Below are 21,493 nucleotides of genomic sequence, written 5' to 3' on the forward strand. Positions count from 1 at the left end.
AACTCCAATTATGATGTAATCGCATTCCGAACACTTAAAATATATTTGGATTGGTCCAGCGGGTTAACTCCTCTGCGTTTGCGCGTATGGGTCACATCCGAAGGACAATCCTGATACCCGGCAAAAGAAGTGGTCAGCACCCCACGGCCGCTCGTCTCTGAACGCAGCTTCACCGGATAATCCATGGAGGTCGCCAGAGGCATGCGTCCTTCAACGATGCATCGTCCGCCTCCGATAATCGGTGCTTCAAAGGTTGCCCGCATATGTACCAGATCACTGAGCGCTTTGCCACCGTACTCCTCCGGGACCGTTAACCGGAAATTCAGAATCGGTTCCAGCAGGGTTGTACCTGTGCTTGCCAATCCGTCCATAATCCCCATCGGGGTGGCTACCACAAAATCAAGTGGATGGGTATGCCAGACATGGTGCTCTCCTTCAATTAGCGTGATGCGCAGGTCGGTAACTTCCCATCCCGACAACCCCTGAGATAGTGCTTCGGGAATGCGGCGCTCCACTTCATTTTGATAGCGAAGCAGGAGATGATCCGTCCGGACTGTTGATGAATAGATCAGACCGCTGCCACGCGGCAAAGGCTCAATGCTGAATCGAAGAATGGCCCAACAGGGCTTGGGCATCGTATACGCGATGAATCCCTCCCCAGAAGAACGGGGAGTTTCCTTATAGATGACGGACGGCGGATCGAATATGACATCCAGTCCGAAACGACTCATTAGCAAGCTGGACAGAATCTCAAGCTGAATGGTTCCCATGACTTTAAGATGCAGTTCCCGTTCTTCAGGCAACCATTGCAGATCAAGCAAGGGATCTTCATCCGTCAACTCCTGCAATGCCGCTACAAGGTCAGGATAACGTGCCGTGTCTTTACCATGGACCTGCACGGTCAATAAGGGAACAGCCATCTGAGGTATAGGGGGCACACCTTCGGGGTTGCCAATAATGTCACCAACATGTGTTTCGCTTAGTCCGTACAGGGCAGCGATTTGCCCGGCATGAACAGCGCCCGTATCCATCCATTTCCGACCATCCATCCGACGAATCTGTGTCACTTTCTCTTCCAGTTCCCGAGTAGAGTTATAGATCGTATCCCGATTATGCACGCTGCCACCATACATGCGAACATAGGCAGTACGGCCCATCGTTTTGTCCCGTTCAATTTTGAATACAACCCCGGATACCGAAGGTTCTTGAGGCTGTGCAGGTGCAGGAAGAAATTCGATAATGGCATCCAGCAGTTCAGTTACGCCGATCCCTTTGCCCGAAGCACCATAACAAATGGGGAACACGTCGCCCTTATGCACATGTTTGCGAAACGCTTCATTTAACAGGTGAGAAGGAAGCGTTTCACCATTGATGTAGGATTCCATCAGATCTTCGTCCAGTTCGGCAAGTAATTCAAAAAGACCGGGTATAGATGAAGGGGAGCCCATTACCTCCGTTTGGCTTGTGTTCCAGAGGGTGTCAATGCCGTCGAACACATCTTCATTCATCCGATAGGATTGAATTCCGCATACGAAGGGAGAGAGACTGGAGCGGATCTGATCGATAACCGTCTCAGCAGAGGCGCCAATCCGATCCATTTTGTTAATATAGATCAGGGTAGGAATTCCAAGCGAGCGGAGAGCATGCCAGATGGTCTCGCTCTGGGATTGAACCCCTTCTACAGCGGACACAATCAGAATGGCTCCATCCATAACACGCAGGGATCGCTCTACTTCAGAGCTGAAATCAATATGTCCCGGCGTATCAATCAGATCAATAATCGTATCTTTCCAGATCAAAGAGGTCATCGCCGCTTGAACGGAAATGCCTCGTTCCTTTTCAATATCCAGAGAATCCGTTGCTGTTGTTCCGTCATCTACGCGACCTGGACTACGTACGACACCGCTTTGAAATAACATATGTTCCGTCGTTGTTGTTTTCCCTGCATCGACGTGTGCGAAGATGCCGATATTTCTGCGATTCAATTCGTTTAACATGGGGTGTAAGGCTCCTCTGGAGGCAGAAACACATCGTTTCCGACTTTGTAATTCAGTATTATATCATACCACATGAAGGGTATGGAAAAATATGTTACACTCAGGCAATTCTCTACATTTCAGGATGTCATGATAATCACGTTTGATCCTGACTCTTCATGGTTTTACGGTAGGCAGCCGGTGTGGTACCCGTCAGTTTCTTGAATTGTCGATAAAAATGGGGCAGGCTCTCAAAGCCGCAGGCATCGGCAACAACGGCCATCGTCTCATCACTTCGTAGCAGGTGCTCTTTCGCCATAATGACCCGGCGGGCCAAGGCATAGTCCGTTAGCGTCATGCCGGTATACCTTTTGAACGCACGGCTGAAGTGAGCCGGGGATACGGCTGCCTGTCGTGCCAGTTCCGGCAAGGAAAGGCCACTGCGCAGCTCCTCATCCATATGAATCAACGTAGAGGAGAGCCAGCCTGGTCCAGGAACACTTCTCGCAGGACTCGCTGGACCGACTGCCTCCAAGCGCTCCAGATAAATAAGTAAGAGCTGTAACCGAAGCAGAGCTGCGTGGGCACTCAGGTGATGTTCCAACTGGAATTCTGCATGAATGTCGTCAATGAGTACAGCAACCTGGGCTTGTTCCTTGGTGTCCAGATGCCTCTTGTACACCCTACGTTTGCGACAGCGTTCAAACAGAGAGAGCATGGCTGACGCGCTGCCTCCCGCTGTGGAGGCCAGTAACCCTGGACTGAAGAACAATGCCGACGAAGTCACCGGATTCCCGGCATCCGGCAATGCGCGATGTACCGTGCTGCCTGGAATGATGAATAAATCACCCTCCTGCATATCTTCAAGACTGGCATCAATGAAAATGGTGCCCTGACCCCGATATACATAAATAATTTCATGCCAGTCATGAAGATGATCCGGCAGCTCGTTCTGGGGGGACTTGGTATCTGTATACACCAGACGAAAGGGTATCCCCGATTCCGCCTGAATGGTCTTACGAACGGGCAAACGTTCCATCCGATCTCCTTTCAAAACATTGGTCCCAGAAAAGATAGTACACCTGGTCATGAAAGAGTACATTTAACGCAATATAAGCAATTAAATTTCCTTTTATTGATGATACAATGAATTTAAAGCGTTTTCAATGGAAGTGTAAGCGGCTGTATGGCGTGCAGCGGCACATCTGATGATGACAAATAAAACGATGAGGTGAGTGTTCATGTCGGCGAGCACGAAAAGACCAAGACTAAACCTGAATCTGCTCGGAAATGATAGCCAGCGCAAGTGCAAAGAAGTGATGGAACGTCCCGTAAAGGTACTACAGATTGGGGAAGGCAACTTTTTGCGTGGATTTGCAGACTGGATGCTTCATGAGAGTGCCAGACAAGGCAAATTCCATGGCAGTGTTGCTGTGACCCAGCCTCGGCCTGGGGGAAAGGCAAAGCTGGAACAAATTCGTGATCAGGACGGATTGTATACGATGATTACCCGAGGTCTTTCACAGGGCAAAGCGGTGGAACGCACGGAAATAATCTCGATTTTTTCACAGTGTATTAACCCTTACGAAGAATGGCAGGATTTTCTGAGACTTGCAGAATTGCCTTCCCTGGAGTTTGTCATCTCCAATACAACCGAGTCGGGATTGAAATATACGTATTCAGAGTACTCGCAGGGTGAACCGGTACAATCGTTTCCGGGTAAATTGACGGTCTTTCTGCATCAGCGTTATCTGCGGTTTGATGGGGACCCATCCAGAGGATTGATTCACCTGCCGTGTGAGTTGCTTGAAGGCAATGGGGATGTACTGCGTAGTTGTGTACTGCGGCATAGTGAAGATTTTGGTTATACTGAAGGGTTCCGTTCATGGATTGAGAACCATAACTTGTTCTTGAACAATCTGGTTGACCGGATTGTCACGGGTGCACCGACCAAGGAAGAAGCCGATTCCCTGACCAATCGCTGGGGGTACGAGGATCAACTGATCAATACGGCAGAGCCATATCATTTCTGGGCCATTCAGGCAGATGAAGCACTGGACAAAAAACTACCCTTGAAACAGGCGGGACTCAACGTACACTGGGTGAAGGATCTGAAGCCTTTTCAGCTGCGAAAGGTTCGTATTCTGAATGGTGCCCATACACTCATGTCATCGCTCGGCATTTTGCAAGGCAAGGTGCATGTGAGAGAGACAATGGAAGACCCGCAGTTTGGCTCATGGGTCAGAGAAGCGGTACATCAGGAGATCGTGCCTGCACTGGATATGCCGGATCATAATCTGGATGAGTATGCAGCAGAAGTGTTTGAGCGTTTTCTCAATCCGTATATTAATCACAAGCTGCAGGATATTGCATTGAACACAGTAGGGAAATTCAAGGTTCGTGTACTGCCGACACTTTTGGCCTGTGAACAAAATCAGGGATCCTGGCCTGTTCGGCTCGTGAAGGGATTTGCCGGATTATTGTATCTTTATCGTCCGGTGAACACGCCAGATGGTTATATGGGACAGCGTTTGAACGGTGAGTCCGTCCTGCTTCGGGATGATGTGGATGTATTGGCTGCACTCGCCAAGCATTGGGACAGTTATGAGCCACAGAAGAGGGATAAGCAGCAATTAGAACACCGTGTAGCTGCTGTGTTGTCTGATGTATCGATCTGGGGAGAGAACCTGGATGATCGAGAGGGACTTCGCGAAGCACTCGTTCACGAAATAGGTTTGCTGGAAGGTGAGAGTTGATGAACACAACACATACAGTCAATGACTGGATTGCGATTCAGCCGCAGGATGATGTCATTATAGCCCTTCGGGATTACGTAAAAGGGGAAAGCATCACGCTGCCAGACAGTTCTACTTTTACACTAAGGGATGATGTGCCCAAAGGCCATAAAATTGCTGTGCATACCCTCGCACCAGGCGAGGATGTGATGAAATATGGTTTTTCCATTGGGATCGCCAAGGAACAGATCGAACAAGGTAGCTGGATTCATAGCCACAATCTGAAAACAGGACTTCACGGATTGCTGGAATATCAGTATCAGCCAGCACCGCCTGTTCAGACAGACATGCCTCCGGAACATCTGCGCTCCTTCGATGGATATTTGCGACCTAACGGTGAAGCAGGTATCCGTAATGAAATCTGGATTGTCAATACGGTCGGATGTATTAATAAAGTATGTGAGGCGTTGGCTCGTATGGGGCAGTCCCAGTTCGGCAGCAGGGTGGATGGTGTTTACCATTTTCCGCACCCGTTTGGATGCTCGCAATTGGGGGATGACCTGAAATATACACAGCAGGTACTGGCTTCCCTGGTGGAACACCCGAATGCCGGCGGCGTGCTGGTCATTGGGCTGGGCTGTGAAAACAATCAGGTAGACCAGTTCCGCGAATGTATCGCACCGGAATATCAGGAAAAAGTACGTTTTCTTAAAGCGCAGGAAACGGATGACGAGCTTGAAGAAGGACTGCGTCTGATGGAAGAGCTAGTGATACTCGTCGAACATGAAGAGCGTCAGCCGCTGCCCCTGAGCAAGCTCAAAATTGGATTGAAGTGCGGCGGTTCGGACGGTCTGTCAGGGATTACGGCAAATCCGCTAGTTGGCTCCGTTGCGGATATGCTGGTCGCTGCTGGAGGCACGGCCATATTGACCGAAGTTCCCGAGATGTTCGGTGCAGAGACCATTCTGATGAATCGGGCGGCCAATGAGCAGGTATTTGATGATTTGGTAGACTTGGTCAATGGCTTCAAACAATACTTTGTGAACCACGGTCAGAATATATATGAAAATCCTTCACCAGGGAATAAAGCAGGCGGCATTACTACGCTGGAAGAAAAGTCTTTGGGATGCACGCAAAAGGGAGGGCGTTCTGAAGTAGTTGATGTACTTCGTTATGGCAAACGTGTCAATCAAACCGGCCTGAACATTGTGGAAGCCCCGGGGAATGATCTCGTGTCTGTTACGGCACTGTCTGCTGCGGGGGCACACATTGTTCTCTTCACAACAGGTCGTGGGACACCGTTTGGAGGCCCGGTGCCTACGGTCAAGATTGCAACCCAATCGGATCTGGCAAATCGGAAAAAGCACTGGATCGATTTTAACGCAGGTCAGCTGCTGGAAGGCAAGACGATGGACGACATGAAAGTACAGCTGTTCAGCCAACTGATCGAAATTGCTTCAGGACGGGCGCATACGCTCAGCGAGCAGCATGGATTTCGGGAAATTGCGATATTCAAGGATGGAGTCATCCTGTAATCATGTGTCGGTTCGTTGCCATGCTCTTTGGCTCATCCATTATAAACGTAGCAAATCAAATCCCGGTAGCCCTCTCTGGCTTCCGGGATTTGTCGTATACACATATTTTAATCAATGTATCGCAAAGGCCTTTTTGATTTTGGTCAGTGCAGCAGCAGAAGCGTGTTTCTCCAATTGTTGTACCAGGAGTTCGTTCGCGTCCGCAACGCTGCCCTCAAACGGCTCAATACCTTGACGCTTCATCCAACAGCCTGAGGTCTCATAAGCAGAGCTGTTCCAGGCGACCTTGCCTTCAGCAAGGCCTTCTTTTTCTTTGGTGCCACAGATGACAATGGCGCCAGCGCTCTGGAGGTCCAGCAGCCCCTGGTCAAATGCCTTTTTATCCTCTTTGGCTCCAAAACCTGCCTGTGAACGCAGCGTCCGTCCATCAATCCCTTCTTGGTTCTCGATTATTTCATACAGTTTGAATGCTTCTCGAGAAAGCAATCCCACGTCATATTGTTCTTCCATGGTTCTGGAGTCCGCTAGCAGACGGTGCACCCATGGGAAATATTCGCGTGAGACCAAGATGGCTTTCTTTTTGACAAATTTGCCATAGGCAGCGATCCCTTCCTCGGCCAGACGTGAACGCCACAACCAGGGATCAAGCGCGTTATCCTTGTGCCAGTTTTCTTTAGGGGTAATGGAGGACAGTGACGGGTATTCAGGGAATAAAGGTGCGAGTGGGAGCAGTCCCACAGCTTCTATTCGCTGAACAGCTTCTTCGTAAGTTACGATGGATTCATTCTCATTCATCATGAATTTGGCAAGCTCCTTTTTAGCGTGTGTTACAACGATTATTGTTGGAAGCGAGATACATCTGGCTTACTTCCTCGGCATGTTGGCGAATCTCGCAGCGAAGGTTCTCGGGTTCAAGTACTTCTGCCTCACGTCCAAGTCGATAAAAGAATCGTACGGCCCAAGCCCACTCACCAGGAGGGCACAGAAAGGACAGTTCCCAGACATCCGGAGCAATCTCGGTCATCCGTTCGCCAATATGCTTGTCCTGTTCTGCCTCGATCATTCCGCTGTAACTCAAACGTGCCGTAACACGCGTTGGAGAACGCTCGGTAGATTTCGGTTTGCTGCGCTGCCGTTCAGCCTGTTCAGCCAGCTTTTGTGATTCGATCAGCTCAACCGGCGTAACGTCCAAAATTCGGTCTGCCCTGAACAGGCGCTGTTCACCATGCTCCTCCGAATACGCTTCACAATACCAGAAACCGGCAGAAGCATAGATTCGAATGGGGCAGATCGTAAGCCAGCGTTGGCGGGAAGCAGAGCGGTATAACATACGCAGCCACCCTTGTTCCGGGATACAATTCAGAAGCGGTTCCAGATGATGAAGGATGTAGTTCCGCTCCGGAACATCATGCTTTAGTTGTTTGAGCATGGGGTCCATCCTTGCCTTGACATCATCTGGAATAATACTTTTGATTTTGTCCATCAAAGTCCAGCGTTTCTCTTGAAAAGGGGTATCTGCATAATGGCTTAGGCCTTCAAGAGCAAAGATGAGAGTAGCTGCTTCAACCGGGTCCAATTGCAGTGGGGGCAGTACATACCCCTCCATAAGTCTGAAGCCGCCTCCGGGACCGGAGATAGCAATGATCGGGACATTCATCTCCGAGAGTGATTGGATATCCCGCAGGATGGTACGGCGGGAAACTTCAAACTTTTCTGCAAGTGAATGTGCCGTTTCGTGACCGTGCTGCAATGCCATAACGATGGCGGCAAGCCGATTTGTTCTATTCATGTCAGCCACTCCGTTTCGAAGGTTGCGCCGCCGGAAAGGATGCTGGAGTGTTCCTCCCATTGTAGCAGTGTATAAGTGACATCATGATTGTCACCAATATTTCGCAGCATTATATTATCTATTCAATATAGCGCAGCGCCTGCATACAGAGGGGCTGCTTCCTTTTTCCGGCAGGGCGTCGTTAAATTGTGTGTCTAGTCCAATTCGCTTTGCTTCTCGGTATTTCCTTCTAACCGAGAGCCTCACAAATAATGACAAAAACCCGTATCCGGTCTAAACGGATACGGGAAGTAGCAGATTGAAACAAGTTCATCCATATAATACTTTAAATTTTAACAATTGACACGCTTTTAATCCTCAACTATGGATCAATGCGATATACATGTAACATGTTGTATCATCTGTTATATCATCAATTTTCAAATATTATTTCATTTCAAGCAGTTGTACACCGCGGCCTTCAATCTCAATCATGCCTGAAAGGGGGCGATCTGTGAGCAAATCATGAGCCTCACCCTTGCCCAGATCATAGGATTGAGCAGTAGCATTGTGATTCATGACAAACAGGTACTGCTGTCCATCCTTGGTACGAGCAGTCACTTCAACACCTTCCGGAGTATCCAGAAGGGAATCAATATTTTTGTTGGCAGCCAGTTGTCCCAGCAATCCGTCCAGGAATCGATCTTCCGGATCGGAAGCTACATACCAGGCTTCACCTTGACCAAATGTGTTACGAGTTACCACAGGCATGCCTTTATAGAAGTCGTCACCATATTCGGCGATAATTTCCGCACCTTCACTGTGCAGCAAGTCACACAACATGCCGCAACCATATTCTCCTTGAAGATCGCCAAAAGCCTCTTTCAGGATAATACTGTTTTTTTGCTCAGGCAGCAGGGCATCAATTTCTTCGACCCAGATACCGAGCAGTTTGCGAAGCTCACCTGGATAACCCCCGGTAGTTACGATGTCACTCTCATTGACGATACCACTGAAGAAGGTTGTCAGGAATGTACCGCCTGCTTCAACGAATTTTTCCAGTTTGGTCGCAAAGCCTGGTTTGACCATATAGAGTACCGGAGCGAGCACGATGTCGTATTTGTTGATATCCATATCCACGCTAATGATGTCGACCTGAATGTTGCGGCGGAAGAAGGCAGCGTAGTATTTGTGAATTTGGTCTACATAGTTCAGTGCAACGGTAGGCCCACTTGATTTCTCAATTGCCCACCAGTTTTCCCAGTCGAACACAATTGCCACTTTGGCATCAACGGTGGCATCCAGCGTCTTGTTACCGAGCAGCTGCAATTCCTTGCCCAGCTCTGCGACTTCACGGAACACGCGCGTATTCTCATGGCCTACATGTTCAATTACAGCGCCGTGGTACTTCTCGCAGGCGCCGATGGAACGGCGAAGCTGGAAGAACATGATCGTATCCGCGCCGTGAGCGACGGACTGGTAACTCCACAGGCGCATGACACCAGGTCGTTTCAATGAGTTATAAGGCTGCCAGTTCTGCTGGCTTGGTGTCTGTTCCATCAGCATGAACGGTTGACCGTCCTTCAGTCCACGCATCAAATCATGGGCCATAGCAGTGTAACTTACCGGAGTTGCCAGGCCGGGATAACTGTCCCAAGAAATGATATCCATATGCTTAGCCCATTTGAAGTAGTCCAGCGGTTTGTAGAAGCCCATCAAGTTAGTCGTAACAACTGAATCCGGAATATGTTTTTTGATGGCATCATACTCCAGACGATAGCAGGCGAGGATGCTGTCAGAGTTAAAACGAGAGTAATCGAGCGAAATCCCCTGAAATGTGGAACTGTTGTTGCCCGAATGCTCGCTAAGGTTACTTGGCAGTACGATCTCGTCCCACTCGTAGAACGTGTGGCCCCAGAAATTGGTGTTCCAAGCCTTGTTGACCTGATCCAACGTCTGGTAACGTTCTTTCAGCCACACGCGGAAAGCTTTCTCGCAGTTGTCGCAGTAACAATCGTCACTGTATTCATTGGAGACATGCCAGACAAGAACTGCGGGATGATCTTTGTACCGCTCTGCGAGTTTGTCTGCAATTTTCTCCGAATATTTGCGATAGGTTGGACTGTTCGGGCAGGAGTTGTGACGTCCTCCGAATTTACGCTTGCGTCCATTGGTATCCACGCGGAGCACATCCGGATATTTTTTCGCCATCCATGCCGGATGTGCAGCTGTACTTGTTGCGAGGCAGGTATAGATACCGCTTTCATAAAGATTATTGATATATTGGTCAAGTTCTTCAAAATGGTAAGTGACTTCATCTGGCTGAATCAGTGCCCAGGAAAATACGTTGATGGTTGCAATATCAATACCTGCCAATTTGAACATGCGCAGGTCTTCAAGTTGGGTCTCATGATCCCATTGTTCAGGGTTATAGTCGCCGCCGTAGAACATTTTGGGTAATTTGCTGCTAATCAAATGTGTTCACCTCTTGTATAATAATAATTCTATATTATAGGATTCATAGGACTTTTAAAATATAATAAAAGTAATGAAATATATAAGAATATGGAACTAGAATTGTGGATTTTGTTCAAAGGAGGAATCCCTATACTTATCTCACCCGACCATCGGCGCTATTTAATGACCTCGCGGGATCAGCCGCTTCCGATCTATATCGAGAGTATCGGATATAACGGAAATCAGGAGAGTGTCTCCAGACCAGCGGGATATCCCTGCTATCACTGGCTTCAGACGGTGAAGGGAGCCGGAGAGTTCAGATTTGCAGGTTCAACTGTACTGCTGGGAGAGACATCCGGCATTTTGCTTCCGCCGAATGAGCCGCACGAGTATGTACGCTCGCAAGGAGAGTGGCAGACACTTTACATTACATTTGGAGGTTCCCAGTGTCCGGCCATCACAGAATCACTTGGTTTGGGGGAGGCTGCCCTTCATCAATGGGATTCAGAGAGCCCGCTTGAATACTATGGCAGGGAAGTGTTGGGTTCCATCAGCAGTGACCAGGATTTATCCGGCTTGGAAGCGTCAGCGGATATGTACCGATTTCTGATTTTGCTCAAAAAGCATGGCATGACCGGCAGTCGTTCTTCGATCTCCCATGCCGTGGAACGGCTAGCTCCGTTAATTTCATTTATGAATGAACACTACGCCGATCCCGAAATCGGCCTTGAACAGATGGCAGCCATACCGGGCATTACGCCCAGGCATTTGAATACCCTTTTCAAACAATCCTTTGGCATGACAGCCTACAGTTATTTCATACTCCTTCGCATCCGCAAATCGAAAGAATGGATGACAGGGAACAGTAAACTGACTGTCAAGGAAACGGCAGCGAAGGTTGGTTTTCGGGATGCGAGCCATTTTGTGGCTACATTTCGGCGGATTGAGGGCGTAACTCCGGAACAGTATCGAACGTTATATTAATCATTCAGAGATAATCAATGTGCTATAAAACACTGTTCAAGTAGGAACATTCGGTGTAACCTGTTACAAATTGAATAAAAAGTGATGCCAGGAAGGTATTGATGCGTAAGGGTGCTTCCCGTTATGATGGTATCGATTCCTTAGATTGGAAAACGATTATACGGATCAATGTATCCGTTCAATTTAGAGAGGATGATAGAAGTGACATCAACTATACCATTGTGGGACCATGCAGCACCTTATGCGGCCAAGGGGCATGAGGATGAAATGCCCCATCTGATTCCATTTATTCAGCCTGGTTCCGAGAGCGCTGTCATTATATGTCCCGGTGGAGGCTATGGATTTTTGGCTGACCATGAGGGAGCTCCAATCGCTGAATTGCTGAACCGTGCGGGAATTAGTGCATTTGTGCTGAAATACCGTGTGGCGCCTCACCAGCATCCGGCACCAATGACAGATGGTCAGCGTGCGATCCGTTATGTACGCGCTCATGCCGAGCAACTTGGCATCCAGCCTTCCAAAATTGCCGTGCTTGGATTCTCGGCGGGCGGTCATCTTACAGCGACGTTGGGAACTTTGTATGACGAGGGTCAACCAGATCATGAAGACCCTATTGAACGCGAGAGTTCACGCCCGGATCGGGTTATTCTTTGTTATCCGGTAATTACGATGGACTCCTATGGACATGCCGGTTCTCGTGAAAATCTGCTTGGGTCAGATGTGACTGCCGAACAGATCAAGGCCTTCAGTGCAGAGCAGCAGGTGAAAGCCGACGCTCCTGAAACATTCATCTGGCATACGAGTGATGATCAGGCAGTCCCTGTGGAGAACAGTTTGCGTTACGCGCTCGCCCTGGGTGCACACGGCATTCCCTATGATTTGCATGTATTTGAAAAAGGTTCACATGGTCTGGGATTGGCAGAGGATGACCATGCCGTTCGGGCCTGGTCTGATCTTTGCCTGACCTGGCTTAAGAATCAAGGGTGGTAACTCTGCAGCTGGCGGAGCTCTGTCTTTCCTGATTATGAAATATGAATATGAGTGATCTCACATATTTTAACGCTTATGAGAGCGAAGGAGAAAACGACAAAATGAAATTGCAAAAGAATGATAAGCTGCTTTTTATCGGAGATTCAATCACAGATTGTGGACGTGAGCATCCTGTTGGTGAAGGGAGTTCTGGACTGGGGCACGGCTATGTGGCGCAAGTGTATGCCTTGCTGCGTTCCATCTATCCGGAATTGATGCTGCGGATTCAAAATGTGGGCAATAGTGGGAATACGATCCGTGATTTGAAACAGCGCTGGGACCGAGATGTGCTTGATCTCAAACCGGACTGGTTAACTATCATGATCGGGATCAATGATGTATGGCGCCAATTTGACAATCCGTTATCTACGGACTCGCAAGTTTTCCTGGAAGAGTATGAATCCACACTGCGTGATCTGGTTGCTTCTGTTCGTCCTGGCTTGAAAGGACTTGTTCTAATGTCTCCTTATTATTTGGAAGCCAACCCGGAAGATCCGATGCGGGCTACGATGGACCTATACGGTGAAGCTGTTCGCAGAGTAGCCGCGGAATACGATGCCATTTTCGTGGATACACAGGCTGCATTTACTCCATTCTGGGATCATTTCTATACGTCTGTGCTGACTTACGATCGGGTTCATCCCGATGCAACAGGCCATATGGTGCTTTCCAAAGCGTTCCTGGATGCCATTGGTTTCGAATGGTCAGGCGGCGTCAAATCATAAAAGGATGTGATAGCATGGGCAAATTGAACATTGCGGTACATACCCCGGCTCTGCTGGGCGAAGGTCCAAGCTGGGATGCTGAACACAATCGATTATTATGGGTGGATATTGAAAGCTACAAGGTCCATGTATATATTCCGGCTACAGGAGAGGATCGGACTTATGATGTTGGCGAGCATGTAGGTGCGGTTGTTCCATACCATGGTGATGAGGTTGTCGTTGCTTTGCGCAGTGGTTTCCACACCTATAACCTGCTCACGGGAGAGCTGCAGCCGATTGAGGATCCGGAGAAAGGCAAGGACAACAACCGTTTCAATGATGGGAAATGTGACGCGCTCGGCCGCTTCTGGGCAGGGACGATGAGCTTGAAGAACGAAAGCAAGACGGGGGCATTTTATTGTCTGGAGGAAGGAAAGCCTGTTCGAACGATGTTCAGGGATGTGTCCACGTCCAATGGATTGGGCTGGAGTCCGGATCAGCAAACGATGTATTACATTGATACGCCAACACGTTCTGTTGATCGATTTGATTTTGATCTGGCTGCTGGAGAACTTACGAACCGGACAAGTGCTATTGCTATACCAGAGGAATTTGGTTTTCCGGATGGAATGACTGTAGACAGTGAGGGAATGCTGTGGGTTGCCCACTGGGGCGGAGGAAGAGTCACACGCTGGAATCCGCATACGGCAGAGCTGCTGCAACAGATTGAGATACCTGCAGATCAGGTAACTTCCTGCTGTTTCGGAGGACCTGATTTGGAAGACTTATATATTACGACTGCAAGAGTTGGTATTCGAGAAGAGCGGCTGACGGAGACGCCGAATGCTGGATCTCTATTTGTGATTAGACCGGGTGTGAAAGGGCAGAAAACCTACGCTTTTGGCGGGGGAGCACAGTCTGATACAAAATAAATGAAGGACCGTGTTACTGGACTGTGTTCTTCGTTTATAAAGTATTATCAATGAAGAAGGGTGCTGGTTTAAGCAGCATCCTTTTTTTACGTTTTCAAAAGCGATATGCAGAAAAAATTACAAAAAATAGAATTTAGGCAGAAGGGGTTTTTTAATTGCCATCGAATGTTATTTATTGAAAGTATAGTCCAATGAATGGTAATCGAAATCAATTTATGAAAGCGTTTTATAAAATGGAAAGGGGGTGGGGCTGGTTGTCTGATCCAATGCATTAAATCTTTGACACTGCACTCATGAACATGATGACACAGCAGGGTATACCGGATGCGATGAACATATTGAAGAGGAGGCTAAGAAATTATGAAAACGTTTTTGGGAAAACTGCGGGTGATGAGTTTGACGGTTGCCGTTGCAGCCGTTTCACTGGGCGTGCTCGCTGGAACAACAGATGCGGCGCCGAGTGATTCATACCAGTGGAAAAATGTCGTGACCGGGGCTGGTGGTGGTTTTGTGCCGGGGATTATTTTCAATGAGTCAGAGAAAGATCTGATCTATGCCCGGACAGATATCGGGGGAGCCTATCGCTGGAATCCTGTGAATGAGAGCTGGATTCCGCTCACCGATTTTGTCGGCTGGGATGACTGGAACAAAAACGGTGTTGATGCGCTGGCAACAGATCCGGTGGATCCGAATCGAGTGTATATGGCTGTCGGCACGTACACGAATTCATGGGACAAAAACAACGGCTCCATTCTGCGTTCTACGGACCGCGGTGATACTTGGCAGACAACCACTCTTCCGTTCAAAGTCGGCAGTAACATGCCGGGACATTCCATGGGGGAGCGCCTGATCGTTGATCCGAATAAAAATAGCATTTTGTATTTTGGTGCACGTAGTGGCAACGGACTCTGGAAAAGTACGGATTACGGCGTAACCTGGAACAAAGTAACGAGCTTCCCAAATCCGGGTACGTATGTCGAGGACCCGTCTTATGAGTATACCAGTGACATCGTAGGTCTTTCTTGGATCACGTTTGACAAATCAACAGGTTCTGCTGGACAGGCAACACAGACCCTCTATGTCGGGGTAGCCGACAAAAATCAAAGTATATACCGCAGTTCGAATGGAGGCGCAACGTGGACTGCTGTCGCTGGACAGCCTACAGGCTATCTGCCTCATCACGGGGAACTGGATGCCAATGGAAATCTCTATATTTCATACAGTGATGGTGCAGGCCCTTATGATGGGGAAAAGGGAGACCTCTGGAAATTAAATACGACTACAGGGGTATGGACCAACATTAGTCCGGTACCAAGCAGCAGCTCGGACAATTATTTTGGATACGGTGGACTGGCTGTAGATGCGCAGCATCCAGGTACACTCATGGTGGCCTGATGCGAATCTGTTCCGCAGTACCGACAGTGGAGCTACTTGGACCCGCATCTGGGAATTTGAAGGATATCCAAACCGCAAAATGCGCTATACACAGGATATTTCGGCTGCGCCTTGGTTGACCTTTGGGACGAATCCTGCACCGCCTGAAGTTTCTCCAAAGCTGGGCTGGATGATTGGTGATCTGGAGATTGACCCATTTGATTCTGACCGTATGATGTATGGAACAGGCGCGACCATCTACGGCACCAAAAATCTGACAGACTGGGATAACGGCAATAAAATCAATATTTCAGTGATGGCCAAAGGGGTCGAGGAGATCGCGGTTCTGGATCTGGTCAGCCCGCCAAGCGGGGCACATTTGTTAAGTGGAGTAGGGGATGTCTCGGGATTCCGTCATAACGATCTGGATCAGGCACCAGCTACGATGTTTACCAGCCCCAACTACTCTTCTACCGAAAGTCTGGATTTTGCAGAGTTAAGTCCGAATACCATGGTTCGCGTAGGGAAAGCAGATTATACTGCTGATCCGAACGCAAAATCCATTGGTTTATCCAGCGACGGTGGTACCACATGGTATAAGGCAAACGCAGAGCCTGCCGGTACAACCGGAGGAGGAACCGTAGCTATCTCTGCAAATGGTAACCGACTTGTATGGAGTACGTCAGACAAGGGTGTGCATTATTCCACTGGCGGCAACTCATGGACAGCGAGTTCAGGTATACCCGCACAGGCCAAAGTGATCTCTGACCGGGTAAATTCGAACAAATTCTATGGATTTGCTGCCGGTAAAGTCTATGTGAGCACCAATGGTGGTGCCTCCTTTACCGCATTTCCTTCTACCGGGCTTCCGGTAGAAGGAAATGCGGATCTGGACGCTGTTCCAGGTACGGAAGGCGAACTTTGGTTTGCAGGCGGCAGTGAAGAGGAAGGGCCATATGGTCTGTGGCATTCCACCGATTCAGGATCGACCTTTACCAAGCTTGCGAATGTGGAGGAAGCGGACAGCATCGGTTTTGGTAAAGCGGCACTTGGGCAGAACGTGGTCGCGCTGTACACGATTGCAAAGATCGATGGAACACGTGGATTTTTCCGTTCCGATGATGGTGGGGCAAATTGGGTACAGATTAACGATAATCAGCATCAATATGCACGTGTAACCACGATTACAGGTGATCCACGTCTGTATGGAAGAGTGTATCTGGGTACGAATGGACGGGGCATTTTATATGCTGACCGTATTGGTGGGAACAATGGAGGTGGAGAAGGTGGAGGCGAGTCTCCGGTGACCAGTTCGGCCATCACACCAGTCACTGCGGAATTTGACAAGAACACAGGCAACCAGACCAATATTCCTGTAACGTTGACACTGAACGGAAACACACTTAATGCAATACGTAATGGCAGTACAACGCTGGTTCCAGGTACGGATTACACATTATCGGGCAATCAGGTTGTGTTGAGTAAAACCTATCTGGCTTCGTTGCCCAAGGGAAGCGCAGCGTTAACCTTCCATTTCAGTGCTGGCAATGATGCGATCCTGAATCTGACTATTAAAGACACGACGGCTGTACCCGCGGGAGCCATTCGAATTGAGATGTTTAATGGAACGACTTCAGCAACGGGTAACACCATTAATCCCAAGATCAAATTAACGAATACAGGCACTACGGCGATCAATCTTTCTGATGTTAAAATTCGTTACTACTATACGATCAATGGCGCTCAGACTCAAAACTTTTTCAGTGATTGGGCAACAGCTGGAAACGATAATGTTACAGGGGCGTTTAGTACGCTGTCGACCCCAGTGACCGGAGCAGATTCCGTGCTGGAGATTGGGTTTAATGCTTCTGCGGGTTCACTGGCAGCGGGGCAAAGTACTGAAATTCAGGCCCGTTTCTCCAAAACCGACTGGACCAACTACACTCAAACGGATGATTATTCGTTTGCTCCAAGTCAAACAACTTACACCGACTGGACCAAGGTAACGGGATATATTGCGGGAAGTCTTCAATGGGGTATTGAACCTTAGACTTAAACATGAAATGAAAGTTTGAGTTAATCTAAACGTACATCAATAAGAAGTCCTAGCTCGCCGAAAATGATTCATGGCGGGCCGAGGCTTCTTATTTTGTCGAAATATAGTGTACACTAAAGAGAGTTTCCATACGCATTTTGCATCATTGGATTTAACTCGCTCCCGGGTACAAGAGCTAGACGAATAGAAACATTTCGATCTATATCTTGCTAATTGAAAGACGCTCTTTGGATTTATGCAAAATGCTTACCATTGCTTAAACGTTCGTTTTGAGATATAAAAAGAAGTACAAAACTTTCAAATTAATGTAACCGCTAACACGGGGAGGCCATTCTATCCGATATATGATGGTATATCTTGCACAGACATAGAAGAAAGATTAGACAAGGGGGTCAAGGGTCATGAACCGGTTGTGTAAGGTGCTGATTGTTGACGATGAGTTTCTTGTAAGGCAAGGCATTAAGCACCATATGAACTGGGAAGCTGAAGGTTTTCAGATTGTAGGTGAAGCTTCCAACGGGGAAGAAGGGCTTGAACAGGTACAGTCGTTACAGCCGGATATTGTCATTACGGACATCGTGATGCCTGTGATGGATGGGGAAACATTTGTCCGGACGTTAAAAGCGAGCCATCCGCAGATTGAGGTTATCGTACTTAGCAGCTTCAGTGAGTTCGAATATGTACGTTCAACGCTCCAGAATGGAGCAGCAGACTATATATTGAAACCGAAACTGGATACCAATGAATTATTACAAGTGCTTCAACGTACCGCTGGCAAAATTCCAGAATTGCAATTTGAGCCTTCACTTGATGGGTGGAGGCTCGGGCAATTGATGGAAAAGATGCTGTCCGGTTTTACGTTGGATGATAGTAACGAGATGGATATCATTAGCGAGACGTTTCCTCACCGATGTTTCCGTCTACTCGTATATAAGCCGCAGGATACACAAGTACATGTGCACAAGCTGGATAACGATCAGTTGGAGTCCAGGTTACGAGATCTGCTCCCTGATGTGGAGTGCGCAATCGTTCCGGCCGAAGGCACGTCGCCAGTGGTGCTTCTTAATGTTGAGCCTTCGAAGGATAAATGGATGGTGCAGCGGATTAAGGAGTTGGCGAGCGAGAATAAGGACGGGCAGGACGGACCTTGCTGGGTGCTGAGCGACAGCTTCTCTTCATTTGAAGAGATGGGGGACGTATATCGAACACGTCTGATCAAGCTAATGGAATATCGCTTTTATTATGAGGATCGATCTATTCTGGTGTATGGCGAACTTCCGCCTCTTCACCCTGCCGGGTATCAGTTCAATGTGAACATGTTTTTGCAGCATGTGAAGCGAAATCGAACAGAAGCGGCAAGGGAATATATGCAGGAGCATGCTCTCACGTTGGGACGGGATTATATTGCAGATGTGTTTGAAATCAAGTCCTTTCTGGGCAATCTGATCTTTAACGTGACCATTACCCTTGCAGATATGGATGTGCAGTCATCTGCGCTGGAAGAGAGCAAGTATGCCTATTTCAAACATGTGGATGGTGCTTCCAGTCTGGCAGAAGCGATGAAGGTACTGGATCAGTTCATGGCTGAGGTACAGGAGTGCACGACTGGAGAAGGTGGACGACGAAGTGATCCGAATATGAAAATGCTGCTGGAATATATGCATGAGCACTTTGATCAGCCGCTCGGACTTGCCGAAGTAGCCAAGCATTTTCATTTTAATCCATCGTACTTGTCCAGTTATTTCTCTTCACACAAAAAAGAAGGTTTTAACGAATATTTGAATAAAATTCGGATTGAAAAGGCAGAGGAACTTCTCCGCTCAGACGATGTCACCATTTCCGAAATTAGCAGTAAGGTAGGGTATTCCGACCACAGTTACTTTTGCAAAGTGTTCAAAAAATTTACCGGACTGTCACCGAGCCGATACCGGCGAAAATTCTGGGCATAACGTCAGAAGGAAGAAATAAATGAAGAAATGGATGAATGCATTTTCAAGGCTTGGACTTTTCCCTAAACTGTTCCTCGTTATGTTCGTTAGCATCATTCTTGTCTCTGTGCTCATCCTATGGACATCGATTCATATGTCGACCAAGCTGTTTACCGAGACGTTCAGTATTACGAACTCCAAGGTACTTAGCCAGATCAAAACGAACTTTGAATCCTTTAACGATGCGATCGCTGCTGTATCCAATAATGTTAGCCAGAGCGGGGCGATTCGTGGTTATCTGTCCGAAGGAGAGGGTGACTCCCTCACAATGGCAAAGTCCTATTATAATATGAGGGAAACGATGGACCGGATTCAGTCGATTACAGAGTCCTATGAAGTCGGTATTACGATTAGTGGTATTAATGGGCGTACGTATTCGACCGATCGGTCTCATCTTCGTTTATCGGCGGATGAATTGAAAGAACAGCCGATAACGCTAGAAGCAGCTGCAAGTCCGAATCGGATCATTTTTGATGACTATCAGACGAATGATGAGACAGCCGGGCAGATGATCTCAGCGACCAAGGCATTGACGGATCGTGCCCAAAACCGACTCTACGGTACGTTGTATGTCACCATGAGAGAGAACGCATTTCGTCAGTTTTACAGCAGTTTCACGAGCAGAGGCAACGATGTGGTTATCCTGAATGATGCAGGTGAGATTGTATCGTCCAATCGGGAAGAGTGGATCGGTACCACTCAACTTGAATTGCTGACCTATGCCAGAGAAATGAATAATAACGAAACTGCAAAAGGGTTAAATGCACGAGTCATGGATCAGGACAGTGTGGTATTGTCCGAGTACTTGCCATTTTACCGTTTTTATATCATAAACGTCGTGGACAAGGATCTCGCAATGGGGCAGCTGATTGATATGAAGACGGTTGCTCTGATTTGCGCTGGCATTGTGGCTGCTGCGCTCATACTGGTATTTCTAATTACGAATCAAATCACCAAATCACTGCGCAGACTCGTGAAGCAAATGTCGAATATTACTAAAAGTGATCTGGACAACTATATTCCGGTCAGCGGAAGTTATGAGAGCCGACAGCTAGGTCATGCCTATAACTACATGCTGGATGAGCTGCATGACTATGTGGATCAACTGGTACTTACACAGCGAGAGCAGCGAAACGCTGAGCTGGCGGCGCTGCAAAGCCAGATTAATCCTCATTTTCTATACAACACTCTGGCTTCCGTTAAAGTTCTAGTGCAGCAGGGGAACAAGGACAGGGCTGCCGAAACCATTAATGCGCTAATCTCTTTATTACAAAATACGATTAGTAACGTGAGTGAGACAATAACGGTGGAGCAAGAAGTCGAAAATCTGAAAAACTATGTATTCATTAATCACGTCCGATACGGAGGACGCATTAAAGCAGCCTTTTACGTAGCTCCGGATTGTACGCATTATCATGTGCCCAAGCTGGTGATTCAGCCCTTTATTGAGAATGCCTTCTTCCATGGATTCATTTCCAAGGAAACAGGCACCATTCATGTGATGGTCTCCAGAGCCGGAGAGTCATTGATATGCGAGATTATGGATAACGGCGACGGGATCGAAGGATTCTCCATGGGTGAGTCGCTGCCCAATCCGAAGAATAATCGGCAATTGTTCAGCGGTATCGGTATACGGAATGTACATGATCGCATAGAGCTGTTGTACGGGGCACCTTATGGTGTAACGATAATGAGCAAACCGGGAGAGGGGACAAGGGTTACCGTTACACTCCCGTTGATTACGAGCTAAACAATAGGGCTTAAGTGAAAGCAAGGACGTTATTTAAGTGAAAGCAGCTTCAATAGGAGACCTTCCTGTTTTGTCAATGACAACACGGGAGGGTCTTTTTGGTGCGCAAAGCCTGAGAATGAAGCCTGACTTGTAAAATATTCAGATCAAAAAAGTACAAAATCAAAAGAAATTACAAAAAAACAAATTTAATGCAAGCGGTTTC

Annotated in this window: 13 protein-coding genes and 1 pseudogene; 9 read left to right on the top strand and 5 right to left on the bottom strand. The window is 47.9% G+C overall.

The annotated features are described in order from the left end of the window. Nucleotides 1-8: 8 nt before the first annotated feature. Nucleotides 9-1,997, bottom strand: coding sequence for an elongation factor G (locus AMS66_RS27170; protein ID WP_053783744.1), 1,989 nt, complete (start codon nt 1,995-1,997; stop codon nt 9-11). 136 nt (nt 1,998-2,133) lie between these two features. Next, nucleotides 2,134-3,015 carry an AraC family transcriptional regulator gene (locus AMS66_RS27175; RefSeq protein ID WP_053783745.1) on the bottom strand — a complete coding sequence of 294 codons (882 nt, stop codon included), beginning with the start codon at nt 3,013-3,015 and terminating at the stop codon, nt 2,134-2,136. 202 nt (nt 3,016-3,217) lie between these two features. Here AMS66_RS27175 and AMS66_RS27180 point away from each other — a divergent pair, with 202 nt between their 5' ends. Together AMS66_RS27180 and AMS66_RS27185 are read left to right on the top strand one after the other, a co-directional pair. Then, nucleotides 3,218-4,732, top strand: a complete 1,515-nt coding sequence (locus AMS66_RS27180) for a tagaturonate reductase (protein ID WP_053783746.1) — start codon at nt 3,218-3,220, stop codon at nt 4,730-4,732. Next, nucleotides 4,732-6,246 (top strand): UxaA family hydrolase, encoded by a 1,515-nt coding sequence (locus tag AMS66_RS27185; protein WP_053783747.1) that lies wholly within the window; start codon nt 4,732-4,734, stop codon nt 6,244-6,246. Before AMS66_RS27180 ends, AMS66_RS27185 begins: the two co-directional genes overlap by 1 nt. A gap of 111 nt (nt 6,247-6,357) precedes the next feature. On the opposite strand, the gene AMS66_RS27190 is transcribed toward AMS66_RS27185, so the two are convergent. From AMS66_RS27190 to AMS66_RS27200, 3 genes are all read right to left on the bottom strand, one after another. After that, nucleotides 6,358-7,044, bottom strand: a complete 687-nt coding sequence (locus AMS66_RS27190) for an AlkZ-related protein (protein ID WP_236703652.1) — start codon at nt 7,042-7,044, stop codon at nt 6,358-6,360. A gap of 19 nt (nt 7,045-7,063) precedes the next feature. Beyond that, a complete protein-coding gene (locus AMS66_RS27195) occupies nt 7,064-8,035 on the bottom strand; it encodes a helix-turn-helix transcriptional regulator (protein ID WP_053783748.1) in 972 nt (323 codons plus the stop codon). Between the two features lie 426 nt (nt 8,036-8,461). Continuing rightward, nucleotides 8,462-10,489, bottom strand: coding sequence for a beta-galactosidase (locus AMS66_RS27200; protein ID WP_053783749.1), 2,028 nt, complete (start codon nt 10,487-10,489; stop codon nt 8,462-8,464). Between the two features lie 90 nt (nt 10,490-10,579). Between AMS66_RS27200 and AMS66_RS27205 the strand changes: the two genes are divergently transcribed. From AMS66_RS27205 to AMS66_RS27235, 7 genes and pseudogenes are all read left to right on the top strand, one after another. Beyond that, the gene (locus AMS66_RS27205) at nt 10,580-11,455 is read left to right on the top strand and encodes an AraC family transcriptional regulator (RefSeq protein WP_330219357.1); all 876 of its coding nucleotides are present in this window, start codon (nt 10,580-10,582) and stop codon (nt 11,453-11,455) included. Nucleotides 11,456-11,656: 201 nt separating this feature from the next. Then, nucleotides 11,657-12,445: an alpha/beta hydrolase gene (locus AMS66_RS27210; RefSeq protein WP_082350921.1), complete on the top strand. Its 789-nt coding sequence runs from the start codon at nt 11,657-11,659 to the stop codon at nt 12,443-12,445. Between the two features lie 101 nt (nt 12,446-12,546). Further along, nucleotides 12,547-13,209 (top strand): SGNH/GDSL hydrolase family protein, encoded by a 663-nt coding sequence (locus AMS66_RS27215; protein ID WP_053783751.1) that lies wholly within the window; start codon nt 12,547-12,549, stop codon nt 13,207-13,209. Between the two features lie 14 nt (nt 13,210-13,223). Further along, nucleotides 13,224-14,120 carry an SMP-30/gluconolactonase/LRE family protein gene (locus tag AMS66_RS27220; protein ID WP_053783752.1) on the top strand — a complete coding sequence of 299 codons (897 nt, stop codon included), beginning with the start codon at nt 13,224-13,226 and terminating at the stop codon, nt 14,118-14,120. A 360-nt stretch (nt 14,121-14,480) separates the two neighbouring features. Then, a pseudogene (locus AMS66_RS27225) lies at nt 14,481-17,544 on the top strand (X2-like carbohydrate binding domain-containing protein). A gap of 407 nt (nt 17,545-17,951) precedes the next feature. Then, the gene (locus AMS66_RS27230; RefSeq protein ID WP_053783753.1) at nt 17,952-19,499 is read left to right on the top strand and encodes a response regulator transcription factor; all 1,548 of its coding nucleotides are present in this window, start codon (nt 17,952-17,954) and stop codon (nt 19,497-19,499) included. A 19-nt stretch (nt 19,500-19,518) separates the two neighbouring features. After that, complete coding sequence (locus AMS66_RS27235; protein WP_053783754.1) at nt 19,519-21,288, top strand: cache domain-containing sensor histidine kinase; 1,770 nt, start codon at nt 19,519-19,521, stop codon at nt 21,286-21,288. Nucleotides 21,289-21,493 lie beyond the last annotated feature (205 nt).

Origin of the sequence: Paenibacillus xylanivorans (genome assembly GCF_001280595.1) — a bacterium.
Taxonomy (GTDB): domain Bacteria; phylum Bacillota; class Bacilli; order Paenibacillales; family Paenibacillaceae; genus Paenibacillus; species Paenibacillus xylanivorans.

Coding starts and splice junctions, on each gene's coding strand:
- AMS66_RS27170 (WP_053783744.1), bottom strand. CDS start 1,997: ATGTTAAACGAATTGAATCGCAGAAATATCGGCATCTTCGCACACGTC.
- AMS66_RS27175 (WP_053783745.1), bottom strand. CDS start 3,015: ATGGAACGTTTGCCCGTTCGTAAGACCATTCAGGCGGAATCGGGGATA.
- AMS66_RS27180 (WP_053783746.1), top strand. CDS start 3,218: ATGTCGGCGAGCACGAAAAGACCAAGACTAAACCTGAATCTGCTCGGA.
- AMS66_RS27185 (WP_053783747.1), top strand. CDS start 4,732: ATGAACACAACACATACAGTCAATGACTGGATTGCGATTCAGCCGCAG.
- AMS66_RS27190 (WP_236703652.1), bottom strand. CDS start 7,044: ATGATGAATGAGAATGAATCCATCGTAACTTACGAAGAAGCTGTTCAG.
- AMS66_RS27195 (WP_053783748.1), bottom strand. CDS start 8,035: ATGAATAGAACAAATCGGCTTGCCGCCATCGTTATGGCATTGCAGCAC.
- AMS66_RS27205 (WP_330219357.1), top strand. CDS start 10,580: ATGGAACTAGAATTGTGGATTTTGTTCAAAGGAGGAATCCCTATACTT.
- AMS66_RS27215 (WP_053783751.1), top strand. CDS start 12,547: ATGAAATTGCAAAAGAATGATAAGCTGCTTTTTATCGGAGATTCAATC.
- AMS66_RS27220 (WP_053783752.1), top strand. CDS start 13,224: ATGGGCAAATTGAACATTGCGGTACATACCCCGGCTCTGCTGGGCGAA.
- AMS66_RS27230 (WP_053783753.1), top strand. CDS start 17,952: ATGAACCGGTTGTGTAAGGTGCTGATTGTTGACGATGAGTTTCTTGTA.
- AMS66_RS27235 (WP_053783754.1), top strand. CDS start 19,519: ATGAAGAAATGGATGAATGCATTTTCAAGGCTTGGACTTTTCCCTAAA.